Genomic DNA, 17,436 nt, shown 5'->3' with positions numbered 1-17,436 from the left:
TTTCCCACACGGGCTCCGGGCCGAGATCGGTCTGCGTCGGACGGGGGCCGCGGGTGCCACTGGGTGGGGTGATCGATGCCCTAGTACTTCAAGTTTCAGGTGATTGTCACGAGTTGATTCTCAAGTTTTGGTGAAGACTTCCAACATTGAGCCCGTCAGGATCCCTCCGGATTCACGGCCTGATCCACCGCTCCCCCGTAGCGCCGGTCCCGCTCCACGTAGTCCTGGACGGCCCGCCACAGCACCCGCCGGTCCATGTCCGGCCAGAGCACGTCCAGGAACACCAGCTCGGCGTAGGCGGACTGCCAGAGCATGAAATTGGACAGCCGCTGCTCCCCGGAGGACCGGAGGAACATGTCCACGTCGGGCAGCTGCGGCTCGTCCAGGTACCGCTGCACGGTGTCCTCCGTGATGGACCCCGGCTTGAGCAGACCCTCACGGGCGTCACGGGCCATGGCTGCGGCGGCGTCCGCAATCTCCGCCCGGCCGCCGTAGTTCACGCACATGGTCAGCGTGATGACGTCGTTGCCCTCCGTCTCGCGCTCGGCGGTCTCCAGCCGCTTGATCACCGAGCCCCACAGCCGCGGGCGACGCCCGGCCCAGCGGACCCTGATCCCCCACTCCTGGAACGTGGGCAGCTGGCGGGACATCACGTCCCCCGTGAAGTTCATGAGGAAGGCCACCTCGGACGGTGAGCGCTTCCAGTTCTCCGTGGAGAAGGCATATGCGGAGACGTTGGGGATGCCCAGCTCGATGGCACCGGCCACCACGTCCATCAGGGCCCGTTCCCCGGCCCGGTGGCCCTCCGTGCGCGGAAGCCCCCGCTGATTGGCCCACCTGCCGTTGCCGTCCATCACGAGCGCCACGTGCTGGGGAAGAAGGGCGGGGTGGATGTCGGGCGCGGTCTCCCCGCTGGAGTGCGGCGGCGGGGGGCTGAAGCGGTTCACGCGGTGGTCCTCTCGGAGCGACGGTCGGTACTCCCCCACCCTAGAACCTGGCAGGGCCCACCCCGTGCGGGTCAGCGGTCTGCGGGGGCCTCCGGTGCTGCGTCCCAGGTTCCCGCTCGCTCCACGAGAGCCAGGGCTCGCACGGTGCGCTCCATGTGCCACTGGACGTAGGTGGCCACGAACCCGGCCGCCGCACGCGCCGTCCGGGGATCGGCGGCGTCGATGGTGGGCCAGTGACCGCGCAGCAGACCGTCCAGCAGCTGGAACGTGGCGTCGCTCGGTGCGGCCGAACCCGGGGGGCGGCACTGCGGGCACACGGCGCCGCCGAGTGCGGCGGAGAACGACCGGTGGGGCCCGGGAGCACCGCAGCGGGCGCAGTCCACGAAACTCGGCGTCCACCCCGCCAGGGAGACGGCCCGCAGCAGGTAGGAATCGAGGATTCGCCCGGGTTCGTGCAGCCCCCGGGCCACCGCCGAGAGCGCTCCGACGAGCAGCCGGTAGTGCTGGGAGGAGGTGTCGTGGTCGTCGGCGGTGAGTTTCTCTGCCGTCTCCGCCATGGCCGCGGCCGCGGTGTAGCTCTCGTAGTCGGAGGCGATCCGCTCCCCGTAGGACCGCTTGCCGATGGCCTGGGACACGATGTCCAGGGTCCGCCCGTGGACCAGCTGCACCTCGGCCACGTTGAACGGCTCGAGGCGGGCCCCGAAACGGGACGTGGTGCGGCGCACACCCTTGGCCACGGCCCGCACCTGCCCGTGCTCGGCGCTGAGCAGGATCACGATGCGGTCCGCCTCACCCAGCTTGTAGGTGCGCAGCACCACGGCGTCGTCGCGGTAGCTGCGCGAGGCGAAGGTTGAACGGGTCACGCGCGCCATTGTGCCACCCCGCGCGGTGCCCTGCGCGCTGGTCCGGGAGCGCGGTCCGCACGGACAACGCCGCCCCTCGGTCTGCCGGACCGTGGCGGTGCGCTCCGTGCCCCGCCGGGGACCGCTCGGTGCCGGGCCGGTGGCTGCGCCGCGGTCCGGAGCCACCGGGGTCCGACGATCCCCGCGGTGCACCGTCGGGGCCCGGCCGTACTGGCCGGGGCCCCGACAGGCGCGGAACCGCAGCCCCCGCGGGCCCGGACGGGGACGTCGGGATCAGTCCTGCTCGGCGCCCTGGGCGTCCCGCACCGCGCGGTTGACGGCCGAGATCACGGCCTTGAGCGACGCACGGGTGGTGTTGCTGTCCATGCCGGCACCCCACAGCACCCGGTCCCCCACCGCCAGCTCCACGTAGCTGGCCGCCTGGGCGTTCGCAGAGGCGGACAGGGTGTGCTCGGTGTAGTCGAGCAGGCGCACGTCCACGCCCTCCTGGTTGAACAGGTTGATCAGGGCGTCGATGGGACCGGTGCCCTGCGCGGTGCGCTCGCGGTGCTCACCGCCCACGTCCAGACCGATCTCCAGCACGGTGCCGCCCTCGTCCTCCGCATGGGTGGAGATGGAGGTGATGCGGTAGTGGCCCCACCGGGAGGTGCCGTCCGTGGTGGGCAGGTACTCGTCCGAGAAGATCTTCCACAGCTGCTGCGCCGAGACCTCGGAACCGGACGTCTCCGTGTACTTCTGCACGGCACCCGAGAACTCGATCTGGGCGCGGCGGGGCAGGTCGATCCCGTACTCGCTCTTGAGCAGGTAGGCCACACCACCCTTGCCGGACTGCGAGTTCACGCGGATCACGGCCTCGTAGCTGCGCCCCACGTCCTTGGGGTCGATGGGCAGGTACGGCACCGCCCACTCGAGGTCGTCCACGCCCACGCCCTGCTGCTCGGCGTCGCGCTGCATGGCCTCGAAGCCCTTCTTGATGGCGTCCTGGTGCGAGCCCGAGAACGCCGTGAACACCAGGTCACCGCCATACGGGCTGCGCTCGGGGACGGGCAGCTGGTTGCAGTGCTCCACGGTGCGGCGGATCTCCTCGATGTCCGAGAAGTCGATCTGCGGGTCCACGCCCTGGGTCAGCAGGTTCAGCCCCAGGGTCACCAGGTCCACGTTGCCGGTGCGCTCGCCGTTGCCGAACAGGCACCCCTCGATCCGGTCCGCCCCGGCCAGGTAGCCCAGCTCCGCGGCGGCCACACCCGTGCCGCGGTCGTTGTGGGGGTGCAGGGACAGGATGATGTCCTCCCGGTGGTACAGGTGACGGCCCATCCACTCGATGGTGTCCGCGTACACGTTGGGGGTGGCCATCTCCACGGTGGCGGGCAGGTTGACGATCATCTGCCGTCCGTTGCCGATCTCGAAGGTCTCGGCCACCTCGTTGCAGATCCGGGCCGCGAACTCCAGCTCGGTGCCGGTGTAGGACTCCGGGGAGTACTCGTAGACGATGTTCGTGCCGCTGAGCTGCTCCTCGTACTTGCGGCACAGGCGGGCCCCGGTCAGGGCGATGTCCACGATCCCGTCCATGTCCTGCTGGAACACCACGCGCCGCTGCAGGGTGGAGGTGGAGTTGTAGAGGTGCACGATTGCGTTCTTGGCGCCGTCGATGGCCTCGTAGGTGCGTTCGATCAGGTGCTCCCGGGACTGGGTCAGCACCTGGATCGAGACGTCGTCCGGGATGTGACCGCCCTCCACCAGCGTGCGCACGAAGTCGAAGTCGGTCTGGGACGCGGACGGGAAGCCCACCTCGATCTCCTTGAAGCCCATGCGCACGAGCAGCTGGAACATCTTCAGCTTGCGGTGGGAGTCCATGGGGTCGATCAGGGCCTGGTTGCCGTCCCGCAGGTCCACGGCGCACCAGCGCGGCGCCGTGGTGGCCACCTTGTCCGGCCACGTGCGGTCGGACATGTCGAACGGGAAGTTCTGCTGGTACGGGGTGTACTTGTGGGCGGGCATGCCGGAGGGGCGCTGCAGGTTCTTCACGGGAGGGGCCTTTCGAGCTGTGACGTGGTGGCCGGCACCGGGCGACTCCGCAGCGGGTGCTCGGCCGTTGAACGTTGTGTCAGGCCCCGCTGCGGCACGTAAGCAGGAGTCGCTGCACGTTGGTCCACATGTGATCCAACGTACCACCGGGGGTGCGCATCACCACAACGTCAGCCGTCCGCTGTGGCCTGGCACGTGAACTGCTCCGCCGTCTGGCCGTCGAGCCCGTCCGGCAGCTGCTGGTCCCGGGTCATCCGGTCCCCGCTCGTGAAGTCCTGCCCCACGGCCACCTCCACGCCCTCGACCTCGTAGGACGCCACCAGCTGGCTGTCCGAGACATTGAGCAGCCGCGCGACGTCGTCCGCGGCCACCGCCCAGTCCGGGTGGTAGAAGATCTGCGTGGCGGACAGCTGGGCGCCCGAGCGGCCGCTGCGGGTCTGCTCGTAGCCGGCCTTCTTCAGCACGGACACGAGCTGCGCGTCCCGTCCGCCCGCGTCCGAGCGGTTGGTCACGGTGACGGGAACGAGGGCCGGGGCCACCGCGGGGGCGGTCGCGGAGGGCGTGGCGCTCGACGGCGCGGCGGCACCGGGTGCCGAGGGTGCGGCGTCGTCCGAGGTGGCGGGCGAGGGCGACGACGCGGACGGGGACGCAGAGCCCTGCGTGCCGCCCGTGACCCCGACGTCCTGCTGGAGGGTGGCGAACAGCTTCTGGGCCGGCTGCTCCTCGAGCTGCAGCCGGTTGGGGTCCTCCGGGTGCGGGTGCGTGGGGGCCGTGACGAACGCGATGCTGCCCGGGTCGATGCCGTTGAAGGTGCCCGCGATCTCCACGAGCGCGGGAATGGAGGTGAGCCCCTGGTCCACGTGCAGGTTCTGCGTCATGACCTCGGCGATGTGGTAGAGCTGCGGCAGGTTGGTGAGCGTCCCGTCCGCCTGGATCTTGCGTGTCAGGGACGCCAGGAAGGCCTGCTGGGAGCGGATTCTGGCCTCGTCCCCGCCGTTGCCGAACGCGGCGCGGGAGCGCAGGAACGCGAGGGCCTGCTCCCCCTCCACGGTGGAGATGCCGGCGGGCAGCTTCAGCCCGGACTTGGGGTCGTCCACGGCCTCGTTGACGCACACCTCCACGCCGCCCACGGCGGTGGAGAGCTCGGTGACGGCGTTGAAGTCCGCCAGCATGAAGTGGTCCACGTCCACACCGGTGAGCTTGTTGATGGCCGCGACCGTGCACCCGGGGCCGCCGCGCTCCACCGCGCTGTTGAGCATGTCCGTCCCGGCCGGGTAGACCTTCCCGGACTCGGGGTCGGTGCACTGCGGGATGTCCACCACGAGGTCCCGTGGGAAGGACACCACGGTCACGGCGTCCCGGGCCTCGGTGACGTGCACGAGCATCATCACGTCAGTGCGTCCCTCGGAGTCCTCGGCGCTGCCGTACTCGCTGTTGCCCTGTCCGCTGCGCGTGTCCGAGCCCATCACCAGGATGTCCAGCGGGCCACCCTCCACGGCGTTTGAGCTCTCCGAGAGGTCCAGTGGACTGGAGGTGAGGTTGCTCGTGAGCCGCAGAGCGGCCACCCCGCCCAGTCCGATCACGCTGATCAGCGCCAGGACCACGAGGATCACGGCGATCCTGCGGGTCGAGGAGCGGTGCTCCCGGGCCCGGTGGTGGCGTCCCGTCTGACGGAGCTCGAACGGCTCCTCCGCCGGCGCGGCGCTCTGCGCGGGCTGGGAGGCCCACGGCGCCGCCGCGCCGGGTTCACGGCGGCTGCGGTGACTGGGACTGGGTTCCACCGGTGACTCCTGGGAAGTTGATCTCGCGGGGTCGCGGCGCCGACGGTCAATCCGGCGGGGCACTCCCCGCGGGGGGGGACGGCTCGGACCGGGTCAGAACCCCAGCTTGGACAGCTGCCTGGGGTCCCGCTGCCACTCCTTGGCCACCTTGACGTGGAGGTCCAGGTAGATGCGGGTGCCGAGCAGCGCCTCGATCTGCTCACGGGAGCGCGTGCCGATCTCGCGCAGCCGCGCCCCCCGCTTGCCGATCACGATCGCCTTCTGGGACGGACGCTCCACGTAGAGGCTCGCGTGCACGTCCAGCATGGGGTTCTCGGGCGAGCGCCCCTCGCGCTCGGAGACCTCGTCCACCACCACGGCCAGGGAGTGCGGCAGCTCGTCCCGCACGCCCTCCAGGGCGGCCTCGCGGATGAGCTCGCCCATCATGGTGACCTCCGGCTCGTCCGTGAGGTCGCCCTCCGGGTACAGCGGCGGGGACACCGGCATGAGGGACACGAGCAGCTCGCCCAGCTCGTCCACCTGGTAGCCGTCCGCGGCGCTCACGGGGATCACGTGGGCCCAGCCGGCGTCCTCGTCCGACGCCGCCCCCCGGCCCGGCGCGGAGGGGGGCCGTCCCGAGGACGCGGCGTCGCGGCGTCGTCGGCGGGCCTCACGCTGGGCGCGCTCCGCGGTGACGACCTCGCGGCCCAGCTCGCTCACCGCGAGCAGCTGCTCCATGAGCCGGTCCTGCGGCACGAGGTCGGCCTTGGTCACGATCGCGACGACCGGTGTGCGCCCCACGGCGGCGACCACCTGCTGCGCGATGTAGCGGTCCCCGGGACCCACCTTCTGGTCGGCGGGAACGCAGAAGCCGATCACGTCCACCTCGCCGAGGGTCTCCGCGACCACGTCGTTGAGCCGCTGACCCAGCAGGGTGCGGGGCCGGTGCAGACCGGGGGTGTCCACGAGGACCAGCTGTCCGTCCTGGCGGTGGACGATGCCGCGGATCGTGTGCCGGGTGGTCTGCGGGCGGTTGGAGGTGATGGCCACCTTCCGTCCCACCAGGGCGTTGGTGAGCGTGGACTTGCCCACGTTCGGGCGGCCCACGAACACCGCGAATCCGGCGCGGAAGTCCTGCTCGGCGGGGGTGCTGTCCTGGCTCATGCGACGTCCTCGGAAGTTCGGTGCGTGGTGCGGTGCGGCGGGCGGGGGGTCATGACATGGTCTCCACGGGCGCGTCGCGGCCGAGGAACTCCTCGAGCAGTGCGCGCTGCGCGCGGAACATGCGCTCGCGCTCGTCCTCCTCCGCGTGGTCGTGGCCGAGCAGGTGAAGCAGGGAGTGGGCGGTGAGCAGGCACAGCTCGTCCTCGGTGCTGTGCCCCGCGGCCTCCGCCTGGCGCTGCGCCACCGGAGGGCACAGCACGACGTCCCCGAGCACTCCCAGGGAGGGCTCCTCCGGGGTGCCCTCCCGCAGCTCGTCCATGGGGAAGGACATCACGTCCGTGGCGCCAGGCAGCTCCAGCCACTGCTCGTGCAGCTGGGCCATCTGCTCCTCGTCCACCACAGCGATCGAGACCTCGGTGTCCGGGTGCAGGTGCCAGCGCCGGAAGGCGAGCTCCACGAGCGCGCCCAGCTGGGCCGTGTCCACCGCGCGCCAGCACGGCGCCAGGCCGGCCTGGTCCTCTGGGGTCTCCCACGGCAGGTCGAACGCGACGCTCACCGCGCGGACCCCTGCCCCGGACCGGCCTCCGCGGCCCCGTGGGCGGGGCGGGCGGCACGCCGGTCCTCCTTGCGCCGCGCGCGCTCCACGCGGTGCCTGTTGGTCGTGTCGAACTGGTCGTACGCGGCCACGATCTCCCCCACGAGCTCGTGGCGCACCACGTCCGCGGAGGTCAGCTCGCAGAATGCGATGTCGTCGATCCCGCCCAGCACGTGCTGGACCTGGCGCAGCCCGGACTTGGTGGCGCCGGGGAGGTCCACCTGGGTGACGTCACCGGTCACCACGATCCGGGAGCCGAAACCCAGTCGGGTGAGGAACATCTTCATCTGCTCGGGCGTGGTGTTCTGGGCCTCGTCCAGGATCACGAAGGCGTCGTTGAGCGTGCGCCCTCGCATGTAGGCGAGCGGTGCCACCTCGATGCTGCCGGCCTCCATGAGCCGCGGAATGGACTCGGGGTCCATCATGTCGTGCAGCGCGTCGTAGAGCGGGCGCAGGTACGGGTCGATCTTGTCGTTGAGCGATCCGGGCAGGAACCCCAGCCGCTCCCCCGCCTCGACCGCGGGCCGCGTGAGGATGATCCGGTTGACCTCCTTGGCCTGCAGCGCGCGCACGGCCTTGGCCATGGCCAGGTAGGTCTTGCCGGTGCCCGCGGGGCCGATGCCGAACACCACGGTGTGCTCGTCGATCGCGTCCACGTAGGTCTTCTGGTTCACCGTCTTGGGGCGGATGGTGCGCCCGCGCGTGGACAGGATGCTCGTGGACAGCGCGCTCGAGGGCCGCAGGTCCTGGGCGTCACGCATCATGCGGGCCACGCGCATCACGGTGCGCTCGGTGATCTCCGTGCCGCGCAGCGCCATGGCCAGCAGCTCCTCGAGCAGCGACGCCGCCAGGCGGGTGTCCGTCACGGGCCCCTCGAGCACCACGTCCAGGTCCCGCACGGTCATCCGCACGGCCGGGAACTGCTGCTCCAGCAGGCGCAGAGTGGTGTCCGCCTGGCCCAGGCAGCGGACGGCGGTGTCCCGGTCCGGCATGTGCACGCTCACACGGGTGGTCTCACGGCTGGGACGGGATGCGGTGGTCAGGGTGTTGTTGCCCTCGAGTGCTTCGGTCATCGCCCCCCAGCCTATCCGCTCACGGCCCGGCCGGGGCCGCGGGTTGCAATCCGGTAACGGTCCCGTGCGCACGCGCGCAACGGTGGCACCGCACGTTTCTCCCCCGGTAGGTTGTGTCGTCGGCGGGACGCCCGCCACCACGACCACCGCCGGGCCGGGGACGGCAGCCACCGTCTCCTCGGTCCACGACGCCGACCGCGGCGTCGTACCGCCCGTCACGACCACTGCGACAGGCACCCAGGCGACCGAGAGGAACCCATGACGACCCGCATCCTGCACCGCGTCACCGCGCTCGCGGTGGCGGGCGTGCTCGCCGTTGGCGTCTCCTCGTGCGGCAATGCGGCAGACCGCCCGGACAACAAGTCCGCGGCCGCGCCGGGCATCGGCGCCGCGCACGGCAGCACCAACGACTCCGTGGACGGTGTGGCCACGGAGCAGGCCCCCGTGTACTGGGTGGGCACCGGCGAGGAGTCGGGCTACCTCTTCCGGGAGTTCCGCACCCCCGTGACGAGCGACATCGCAGATCCCGTGGCACGCGCGGCCCTCACCGTCACCGCGGCCGCGCCCTCCGACCCCGACTACCGCACACTGTGGTCCGCGGTCGACACCGTGGGAACCAGCGTCACCCCGGACGGCACCGTCACAGTGGACCTGCCGGCTGCGGCGTTCACGGCGCAGCTCTCCGAGCAGGACGCCCGGATGGCGCTGCAGCAGATGGTCTACACCGTCTCCGCCGCCGCGGTCACCGCGGGCCTGCTGGACTCCGCCACCGCCAAGGAGGTCCGCATCCTGGTGGACGGACGCACGGGCTACCGGGCCTTCGGCGCGGTGACCCTGGACGACCCGCTCACGCGGGACCCCGCGCTCGCGGCGCCCATCTGGCTCATCGACCCCCAGACGGGCACGGATCCCGGCAGCCCGCTCACGATCTTCGCCCGCATCCTGCCCTCCGTGCACAACGTCCGGTGGGAAATCACCTCGGGCGAGCGGCGCGTCAAGGGCGACACCGTGGACGGACCCACGCCCGGCACCGATCCCACCACAGGAACGGAGCTGCGCACCGTGGTGGACCTGGAACCGGGGACCTACACCATCCGGGTGAGCGGCACGGACGAGCAGGGCCACACGATCGCGGACGACCACGAGATCACGGTGTCCCCCGCGGACTGAGCACGGTCCGGAACCGTCCTCCTCAGTCCCACAGCCCCAGCACCGCGCTCAGCGCCGCGAGTGCCGCCGGACCCGCCGTGGAGGAGCGCATCACCGTGGCGCCCAGGCGCACGGGCCGCGCGCCGGCCGCGCACAGTGCTTCGAGCTCCCGCTCGCTGATCCCGCCCTCGGGACCGACGACCACCGCCACGTGCTCCTGCTCGCCCCAGGCGGCCACCTCGCGGGACGACCACGGGACGTTCGCGCTCTCGTGGAGCACGAGCCACAGCGTGCCCGGCTCGGAACGGATCAGCTCTGCCAGCCCGGCCGTGTCCACCCACGGTGCCAGTTCTGGCCACGTGGCCCTGCGGGACTGCTTGGCCGCGGTGGCCAGCAGCGACTCCCACTTGCCCATGGTCTTGGCGGCGCGCTCGGCCCGCAGGCGCACGATGCTGCGCTCTGCCTGCCAGGGCACCACCCGGGAGACCCCGAGCTCGGTCGCCGACTCGACGGCCTGAAGGTCCCGCTCCCCCTTGGCCAGTGCCTGCACCAGGCTCAGCAGAGGCCGCGGCTGCGGTTCACGCGCGACTGACTTCACGGCCACGGTCATCCGGTCCTTCTCACCGTCCCTGAAGATGCACGTGGCGCGGGTGCCGTGGCCGTCCACGAGGTCGAGGAGCTCGCCGGCGCGCAGCCGGCGCACGGTCACCGCGTGGCGCGCCTCGGGCCCGTGCACGTCGAGGAGCTCCCCCGGACGGGCCCGGGAGAGCTCCTCACCGGGGTGGTGGAAGACGGGGTTGGTCACTGGTCGTTGAACCGCCCGCGCAGCCGGGAGAAGAATCCGCCCGAACCGGTGGCGTTGACCGTGGTGCCGTCGTGGGCCTCCTCGTCCCGCAGCTGCGCCAGCCGCTGCACGAGCTCACGCTGCTCGCCCGTGAGGTTGCGGGGGGTCTCCACCTCGAAGTGGACCTGCAGGTTTCCGCGTCCCTTGCCGCGCAGGTGCGTCACGCCGAGCCCGTCGAGGGTCACGGTGGCGCCGGACTGGGTTCCGGGCTCCACCGCCACGCTGCGGGTGCCGTCGAAGGTCTCCAGGGTCACGGTGGTGCCCAGGGCGGCCGCGGTCATGGGGATGCGCAGCCGGGCGTGGAGGTCGTCGCCCTCGCGGTGGAACGTGGGGTCCGGGTCCACCTTGAGCTCCACGAAGAGGTCGCCGTTGGGCCCACCGGCGGTGCCGGCCTCGCCCTGGCCGCCCAGGCGGATGCGGTTGCCGGACTGGATGCCGGCGGGGATCTTCACGGTGAGCGGGCGGCGGTCACGCACCCGGCCCTCGCCGTAGCACTCGTGGCACGGGCTCTCGATCACGGTGCCAAAGCCGTTGCACTGCGAGCACGGGCCCTGCGTGGTGACCATGCCCAGGATGGACTGGCGCTGGTACTGCATGTGCCCCGAGCCGCGGCACATGCTGCACGTGGTGGGGCTGGTGCCGGGCTGGCAGCAGGAGCCCTCGCACGCGGGGCACACCACGGCGGTGTCCACGGTGATGTCCTTCTCCACCCCGAACACGGCGTCCTTGAGGGAGATGCGCACGTTGATCAGTGCGTCCTGGCCCTGCCGGGTGCGGGACTGCGGGCCGCGCTGGCCGCCCGCCCCCGCGCCCTGGAAGAACGTCTCGAAGATGTCGGAGAAGCCGAACCCGGAGCCCGGGAAGCCACCGCCGAAGCCGGTGTCCGTGCCGTTCTCGTTGCCCGTGGCGTCGTAGACCCGGCGCTTGTCGGGGTCCGAGAGGACGTCGTTGGCGTGCGAGACGCGCTTGAACTCCTCCGCGGCCTCTGGTGACGGGTTGACGTCCGGGTGCAGCTTGCGCGCCTTCTTGCGGTAGGCGCGCTTGATCTCTTCGGCGCTGGCGTCACGGCTCACGCCGAGGGTTTCGTAGTGGTCGCTCACGATGTCGTCGCTTCTGCTTTCGTCGGGTCTGTGGTCTCGGTCGGGGCGGCGCCGGCGCGGCGCTCAGTCCCCCAGGTTCCTGGAGAGGTATCGGGCCACCGCGCGCACGGAGGCCATGGTGGTCGGGTAGTCCATGCGGGTGGGTCCCACCACGCCCACCTTGGAGGCGGCGCGCGGTCCGTAGCCGGTGGCCACCACGGAGGCTTCTGCCAGCGGGTCGTCGCACTCCTCGGAGCCGATCCGCACGGCCACCCCGCGCTCGTCCTGCTGCATCTCGGACAACAACCGCAGCATGGTCACTTGTTCCTCCAGTGCCTCCAGCACCGGGGAGATGCTCTGCGGGAAGTCGCCGCTGAACCTCGCGAGGTTGGCCGTGCCGGCCATCACCAGGCGGTGCTCGTCCGTGGCCGAGGCGAGCAGGGAGAGGGTCTCCCCGACGGCGTCCCCGGCCTCGCGCAACTCCGCGGGCAGCGTCTCCCCCAGTCCGGCGACGGCGCTCGGCACGGCATCCAGCGCCTGTCCCAGCACCCGGGCGAGCACGCGGGCACGCAGCTCCAGCAGCTGGGGCTCCTCCAGCGCGGTGCGCAGCTCCACGGCCCGCTGCACCACGCGGCCCGAGGTGGGGATGAGGATGACCAGCACGGCCGCACCCACGTCCACGAGCTCCACGTGGCGCACGGTGGTTCCCGTGCGCACGGGGTACTGGATCACGGCCGCCTGGTGGGTCAGCTGCGCGAGCAGGCGCACAGTCCGCTCCATGACGTCGTCGATGTCCTGCGCGTCCTCCAGGAACACCTGGATGGCGCGGCGCTGGGCAGGACTCAACGGCTGGACCGCGGCGATCTGGTCCACGAACACGCGGTAGCCCTGGTCGGTGGGGATCCGCCCGGAACTGGTGTGCGGTGCCACGATGAGACCGGCGTCCTCGAGGGCCGCCATGTCGTTGCGCACCGTGGCCGAGGACACGGGAAGCCGGTGGCGCTCCACGAGCGCCTTGGAGCCCACGGGTTCGCGGGAGTGGACGTAGTCCTCCACGATGGCCCGCAGGATCTGCACCCTGCGCGGATGGTCCATGGTCCTCACCTCCCGTGGCGTGTCGAGCAACGGGCCGTGCGCCCGTCGTGGCCGAGCACCAATTTTGGCACTCATCCAGTCACAGTGCTAATCCCCCAGTCTAGGGCGCGGGTGCCCCGGGGCCGCTTTGGTACGCTCGCGGCTGATCTGCCCGCCGCACCGAGGAGGAACCCGTGAACGCACCCGGCTGGGGCTGGGGTCCCCAGGACCTGGACAGCCCCGAGGTGTCCCGCACCCGGCCGAGGGCGCGCGAGGTCGCCGTGGCGCGCGACATGGTGCTGGAGGACGTCGAGACCGGGTGGGTGGGCGCCGTCGTCAGCGTGGAGGTGATCGGCGGCATGCGCGTGGTGGGGCTCGAGGACCGCCACGGCCGGGTCAAGACCTTTCCACTGGGGCCGGGCTTCCTGCTGGACGGCGAACCCGTGCGGCTCACACCCCCCGCGCCGCGGAGCGCCCCCGCCGGCAAGCGCATCACGCGCTCCGGCTCCGTGGCGGTGGAGGGCCTCAGGGCGTCCGTGGCCAAGGAGTCGCGCGTGTGGGTCGAGGGCTACCACGACGCCGAGCTCGTGGCCAAGGTCTGGGGGCACGACCTCGCGGTGGAGGGCATCGTGGTGGAGCCCCTGCACGGCATCGACGACCTGCCCGCCGCCATCCGTGTCTTCAACCCTGGCCCGCAGCGACGCCTGGGGATCCTGGTGGACCACCTGGTGGCCGGCTCCAAGGAGTCCCGCATCGCCGAGCAGGCCCTGCGGGTTCCGGGTGCCGCGGACAACGTGCTGATCCTGGGGCACCCCTACGTGGACATCTGGCAGGCCGTGAAGCCCTCCGCGCTGGGCATCCCCGCGTGGCCCGTGATCCCGCGCGGAGTGGACTGGAAGACCGGCATGGCCAAGGCATTGGGACTGCCCCACCGCACCCCGCAGGACGGGGGCCGCGCGTGGCAGCAGATCCTCACGCGCGTGAACACCTACGCGGACCTGGAGCCTGCGCTGCTGGGCCGTGTGGAGGAGCTCATCGACTTCCTGACCGCGGACCAGGGCACCGCACGCTGAGCCGTCCCCGAACACGGGCGGCCGCAGGGGTCCCGCGGTGTGACGCACACCGTGGCGAGCTCCCAGACGCCCCCGGTATCATCGGGGGAACCAGACCCCCGCTCTCCCGTCTGGTCCGGCTACCGCCCCTGAAAGGGACACCCTCACGTGACTGACGTTGCCTCCACGCCCTCTGCCTCCGCCCAGGACTCCGCCGCGCCGTTCGAGTCCGTGCACCCGGTGGCCCAGCCCCTGGACGTCAACCAGGACCGCCAGTGGGCCACCCTGGCCCACCTCGGCGGCGTGGTGGGTGTGATCCCGAGCTACGTGATCCACCGCGTGTTCAAGGACCGCGGACCGTTCACCGCCCAGGAGTCCCGCGAGGCGGCCAACTACACCATGCTCCCCAGCATCATCGTGCTGGGCGGCATCCTGCTGTCCCTGCTCCCCGTGGTCGGCGGTGTGTTCTCGGTCGTCGCCGCCGTCACCTGGGTGTTCCTGGCGGTCACCTCGGTGCGGGCCGGCATCAAGGTCAACCGCGGTGAGCCGCACCAGTACCGCGCCAACACCCACCTCTACGACCGCTTCACCGGCCACCGGGGCTGACTCGGGCCCCGTCCCGGCTGCGGTGCGCACGACGTGTGCCCGGTGCCGCGTTGCGACCCTGCCGCACAGCTCACCAGTCGAGCAGCCGCCGCGTCACGGCGTCGGCCATGAGGCGCCCGGCATCCGTGAGCACCGCCGTGCCCGCCAGGGCCGCGGGGCCGTCCAGCCAGCCGTCCGCGATCAGCCCCGCCACGGCCCGGCGGCCCTCCGGACGCAGGGACGAGACCGGGATGCCCTCGCTGATCCGGATGCCGAGCATCACGTGCTCCACGTACTGGGTGTCCGCGTCCAGGGTCTCGCGACCCACCGCGGGTGAGACCCCCGCGCGCACCTTGTTGGTGTAGGGCAGCGGGTGCTTGAGGTTCCACCAGCGCACCCCGTCCACGTGGGAGTGGGCTCCGGGTCCGATGCCCCACCAGTCCTGGTTTCGCCAGTAGGCGATGTTGTGCGCGCTGCGGTTCTGTTCCGCCGTGCGCCCGTGGGCGGCACGCGAGAAGTTGGACACCTCGTACCACGCAAAGCCCGCGTCCCGCAGCATGCGGTCCGCGAGCGTGTACTTGTCCGCCTGGTCGTCCGGGTCCGGCTCGGGCACCTCGCCGCGCCGGATCTGGGCGGCCAGCTTGGTGCCGTCCTCGATGATGAGCGAGTACGCGGAGACGTGGTCCGGTTCCATGGCCAGGGCCGCCTCCACGGAGACCTCCCATTCCCGCAGACTCTCCCCCGGAGTTCCGTGGATCAGGTCCACGCTCGTGCCCAGCCCGCGCTCCTTGGCCCAGCCGACGGCGCGCGGCACGTTCGCGGGGGTGTGCGTGCGTTCCAGCACGGCCAGCACGTGCGGCACCGCGGACTGCATCCCGAAGGACACCCGGGTGACACCGGCCTCGGCGAGGACGTCGAAGGTCTCCTGGGTGACGGAGTCGGGGTTCGCCTCGACCGTGACCTCGGCGTCCGGCGCCAGCCCGAAGCTCTCCCGGGCCTGGTGCAGCATGGCGGCGAGTTCCCGCGCGGGCAGCAGCGTGGGGGTGCCCCCGCCGAAGAACACGCTGTGCAGCGGCCGCGGTGGTGCACCGGCGGCGTCGAGCACCGAGCGTGCGAAGCGGACCTCCGCGGCGGCGTCGGCGTGGTAGTCCGCGCGGGACACGCCGTCCCCGAGCTGCTCCATGGTGTACGTGTTGAAGTCGCAGTACCCGCAGCGCACGGCGCAGAACGGGACGTGGACGTACAGGCTCAGGGTGCGCTCGGCGGCGCGGGCCACCGCACCGGCGGGCAGTGCGCCGTCCTCCGGAGCCGGATCACCCTCCGGTTGCGCGGGCACTACTTCTTCTTGTCCTTGCCGTTGTCCTCGTCCGAGGACAGCGCGGCCACGAAGGCCTCCTGGGGGACCTCCACGCGGCCCACCATCTTCATGCGCTTCTTGCCCTCCTTCTGCTTCTCCAGCAGCTTGCGCTTGCGGGAGATGTCTCCGCCGTAGCACTTGGAGAGCACGTCCTTGCGGATCGCGCGGATGTTCTCACGCGCGATGATGCGCGAGCCGATGGCCGCCTGGATGGGCACCTCGTACTGCTGGCGCGGGATGAGCTTCTGCAGCTTGCCCGTCATCAGCACGCCGTAGGAGTAGGCCTTGTCCTTGTGGGTGATGGCGCTGAACGCGTCCACCTGCTCGCCCTGCAGCAGGATGTCCACCTTGACCAGGTCCGCGGCCTGCTCGCCGTCCGCCTTCCAGTCCAGGGACGCGTAGCCGCGGGTCTTGGACTTGAGCTGGTCGAAGAAGTCGAACACGATCTCCGCGAGCGGCAGTCGGTAGCGCAGCTCCACGCGGTCCTCGGAGAGGTAGTCCATGCCCTTCATCTCGCCGCGCTTGGACTGGGACAGCTCCATGACCGCGCCGATGAACTCGGACGGCACCAGAATGGTGGCCGAGACCATGGGCTCGCGGATCTCCAGGATCCGGCCCTCGGGGAACTCGGAGGGGTTGGTGACCTCCACCTCGGAGTGGTCCTCGAGCGTCACGTTGTAGGACACCGAGGGCGCCGTGGAGATCAGGTCCAGGTTGAACTCGCGCTCCAGGCGGTCCCGGGTGATCTCCAGGTGCAGCAGGCCCAGGAACCCGCAGCGGAAGCCGAAGCCGAGTGCTGCGGACGTCTCGGGCTCGTAGACCAGGGCGGCGTCGTTGAGCTGCAGCTTCTCCAGGGCGTCGCGCAGCACCGGGTAGTCGGAGCCCTCCACCGGGAACAGGCCCGAGAAGACCATGGGCTTGGGGTCCTGGTAACCGCCCAGGGACTCCTGAGCAGGCTTCTGCTGGTTGGTCACGGTGTCGCCCACGCGGGACTGGCGGACGTCCTTCACACCCGTGATGAGGTAGCCCACCTCCCCCACGCTCAGCCCCTTGGACGGGATGGGCTCCGGGGAGATCACGCCGATCTCCAGCAGCTCGTGCGTGGCGCCCGTGGACATCATCTCGATGCGCTCGCGGGGCACCAGGGTGCCATCCACCACGCGCACGTAGGTGACCACTCCGCGGTACGTGTCGTACACGGAGTCGAAGATCATGGCGCGCGACGGCGCGTCCTTCACGCCCTGGGGGGCCGGGACGTCCCGCACGATGCGGTCCAGCAGCTCCTCCACGCCCTCACCGGTCTTGCCGGAGACCTTCAGGACCTCCTCCGGCTCCACGCCGATGAGGTTGGCGAGCTCCGCCGCGTACTTCTCCGGCTGCGCGGCCGGAAGGTCGATCTTGTTGAGCACCGGAATGATCGTGAGGTCGTTCTCGATGGCCAGGTACAGGTTGGCGAGCGTCTGCGCCTCGATGCCCTGGGCGGCGTCCACCAGCAGGATGGTGGCCTCGCACGCGGCCAGGGAGCGGGAGACTTCGTACGTGAAGTCCACGTGCCCGGGCGTGTCGATCATGTTCAGCGCGTAGTCCGTGCCGTCCACGTTCCACGGCATGCGCACCGCCTGGGACTTGATGGTGATCCCGCGCTCGCGCTCGATGTCCATGCGGTCCAGGTACTGGGCCTTCATCTGCCGGGGCGTCACCACGCCCGTGGCCTGCAGCATGCGGTCCGCCAGCGTGGACTTGCCGTGGTCGATGTGGGCGATGATGCAGAAGTTCCTGATCACCGAGGGGTCGGTCGAGGCAGGTGCCGGTGGATTGACGGCCAACGGTGACACGGGCGGTCCTTTCGTTCTCAGGATGACTCCCCAG

15 protein-coding genes are annotated in these 17,436 nt (G+C 71.0%); 3 read left to right on the top strand and 12 right to left on the bottom strand.

Annotated features, from left to right (window positions below):
• Positions 1-155: 155 nt before the first annotated feature.
• From AABM36_RS07780 to AABM36_RS07750, 7 genes are all read right to left on the bottom strand, one after another.
• Positions 156-947, bottom strand: coding sequence for an isoprenyl transferase (locus AABM36_RS07780; RefSeq protein ID WP_423445671.1), 792 nt, complete (start codon positions 945-947; stop codon positions 156-158).
• A gap of 71 nt (positions 948-1,018) precedes the next feature.
• Positions 1,019-1,810: a DNA repair protein RecO gene (recO, locus tag AABM36_RS07775; RefSeq protein WP_423445669.1), complete on the bottom strand. Its 792-nt coding sequence runs from the start codon at positions 1,808-1,810 to the stop codon at positions 1,019-1,021.
• Between the two features lie 273 nt (positions 1,811-2,083).
• Positions 2,084-3,835, bottom strand: coding sequence for a 2-isopropylmalate synthase (gene leuA / locus AABM36_RS07770; RefSeq protein WP_406019419.1), 1,752 nt, complete (start codon positions 3,833-3,835; stop codon positions 2,084-2,086).
• A gap of 170 nt (positions 3,836-4,005) precedes the next feature.
• On the bottom strand, positions 4,006-5,616 hold the full coding sequence (locus tag AABM36_RS07765) for an LCP family protein (protein WP_406019418.1): 1,611 nt from the start codon (positions 5,614-5,616) through the stop codon (positions 4,006-4,008).
• Between the two features lie 93 nt (positions 5,617-5,709).
• Positions 5,710-6,759 carry a GTPase Era gene (locus AABM36_RS07760; RefSeq protein ID WP_406019417.1) on the bottom strand — a complete coding sequence of 350 codons (1,050 nt, stop codon included), beginning with the start codon at positions 6,757-6,759 and terminating at the stop codon, positions 5,710-5,712.
• 49 nt (positions 6,760-6,808) lie between these two features.
• Positions 6,809-7,264: an rRNA maturation RNase YbeY gene (gene ybeY / locus AABM36_RS07755; RefSeq protein ID WP_192807211.1), complete on the bottom strand. Its 456-nt coding sequence runs from the start codon at positions 7,262-7,264 to the stop codon at positions 6,809-6,811.
• A gap of 47 nt (positions 7,265-7,311) precedes the next feature.
• Positions 7,312-8,427, bottom strand: a complete 1,116-nt coding sequence (locus tag AABM36_RS07750; protein WP_019309233.1) for a PhoH family protein — start codon at positions 8,425-8,427, stop codon at positions 7,312-7,314.
• 258 nt (positions 8,428-8,685) lie between these two features.
• Between AABM36_RS07750 and AABM36_RS07745 the strand changes: the two genes are divergently transcribed.
• Positions 8,686-9,597 (top strand): GerMN domain-containing protein, encoded by a 912-nt coding sequence (locus tag AABM36_RS07745; RefSeq protein ID WP_019309234.1) that lies wholly within the window; start codon positions 8,686-8,688, stop codon positions 9,595-9,597.
• Between the two features lie 22 nt (positions 9,598-9,619).
• On the opposite strand, the gene AABM36_RS07740 is transcribed toward AABM36_RS07745, so the two are convergent.
• The 3 genes from AABM36_RS07740 to hrcA form a co-directional block, all read right to left on the bottom strand.
• Entirely contained in the window at positions 9,620-10,381 is a 762-nt protein-coding gene (locus AABM36_RS07740; protein WP_019309235.1) for a 16S rRNA (uracil(1498)-N(3))-methyltransferase, read from the bottom strand.
• Positions 10,378-11,520, bottom strand: coding sequence for a molecular chaperone DnaJ (gene dnaJ, locus AABM36_RS07735; protein WP_019309236.1), 1,143 nt, complete (start codon positions 11,518-11,520; stop codon positions 10,378-10,380). The genes AABM36_RS07740 and dnaJ overlap by 4 nt, the downstream gene beginning before the upstream one ends.
• Positions 11,521-11,583: 63 nt before the next feature.
• Positions 11,584-12,594 (bottom strand): heat-inducible transcriptional repressor HrcA, encoded by a 1,011-nt coding sequence (hrcA, locus tag AABM36_RS07730; RefSeq protein ID WP_423445665.1) that lies wholly within the window; start codon positions 12,592-12,594, stop codon positions 11,584-11,586.
• A gap of 173 nt (positions 12,595-12,767) precedes the next feature.
• Here hrcA and AABM36_RS07725 point away from each other — a divergent pair, with 173 nt between their 5' ends.
• Together AABM36_RS07725 and AABM36_RS07720 are read left to right on the top strand one after the other, a co-directional pair.
• Positions 12,768-13,646 carry a DUF3097 family protein gene (locus AABM36_RS07725; protein ID WP_423445663.1) on the top strand — a complete coding sequence of 293 codons (879 nt, stop codon included), beginning with the start codon at positions 12,768-12,770 and terminating at the stop codon, positions 13,644-13,646.
• 147 nt (positions 13,647-13,793) lie between these two features.
• On the top strand, positions 13,794-14,231 hold the full coding sequence (locus AABM36_RS07720) for a DUF4870 domain-containing protein (RefSeq protein WP_423445662.1): 438 nt from the start codon (positions 13,794-13,796) through the stop codon (positions 14,229-14,231).
• Positions 14,232-14,301: 70 nt separating this feature from the next.
• On the opposite strand, the gene hemW is transcribed toward AABM36_RS07720, so the two are convergent.
• Together hemW and lepA are read right to left on the bottom strand one after the other, a co-directional pair.
• Positions 14,302-15,546, bottom strand: a complete 1,245-nt coding sequence (hemW, locus tag AABM36_RS07715; RefSeq protein ID WP_423445660.1) for a radical SAM family heme chaperone HemW — start codon at positions 15,544-15,546, stop codon at positions 14,302-14,304.
• A complete protein-coding gene (gene lepA / locus AABM36_RS07710) occupies positions 15,546-17,402 on the bottom strand; it encodes a translation elongation factor 4 (protein ID WP_191872294.1) in 1,857 nt (618 codons plus the stop codon). The genes hemW and lepA overlap by 1 nt, the downstream gene beginning before the upstream one ends.
• Positions 17,403-17,436 lie beyond the last annotated feature (34 nt).

The sequence above is a fragment of the Kocuria sp. KSNUG genome (genome assembly GCF_049532735.1).
Classification (GTDB): Bacteria; Actinomycetota; Actinomycetes; order Actinomycetales; family Micrococcaceae; genus Kocuria; species Kocuria rhizophila.
This window is presented reverse-complemented; position numbering and strand designations above follow the sequence as displayed.

What these genes read in the sequence shown, in the direction of transcription:
- AABM36_RS07750 (WP_019309233.1), bottom strand. Translation starts at nt 8,427, where the DNA reads ATGACCGAAGCACTCGAGGGCAACAACACCCTGACCACCGCATCCCGT.
- hrcA (WP_423445665.1), bottom strand. Translation starts at nt 12,594, where the DNA reads ATGGACCATCCGCGCAGGGTGCAGATCCTGCGGGCCATCGTGGAGGAC.
- AABM36_RS07760 (WP_406019417.1), bottom strand. Translation starts at nt 6,759, where the DNA reads ATGAGCCAGGACAGCACCCCCGCCGAGCAGGACTTCCGCGCCGGATTC.
- AABM36_RS07745 (WP_019309234.1), top strand. Translation starts at nt 8,686, where the DNA reads ATGACGACCCGCATCCTGCACCGCGTCACCGCGCTCGCGGTGGCGGGC.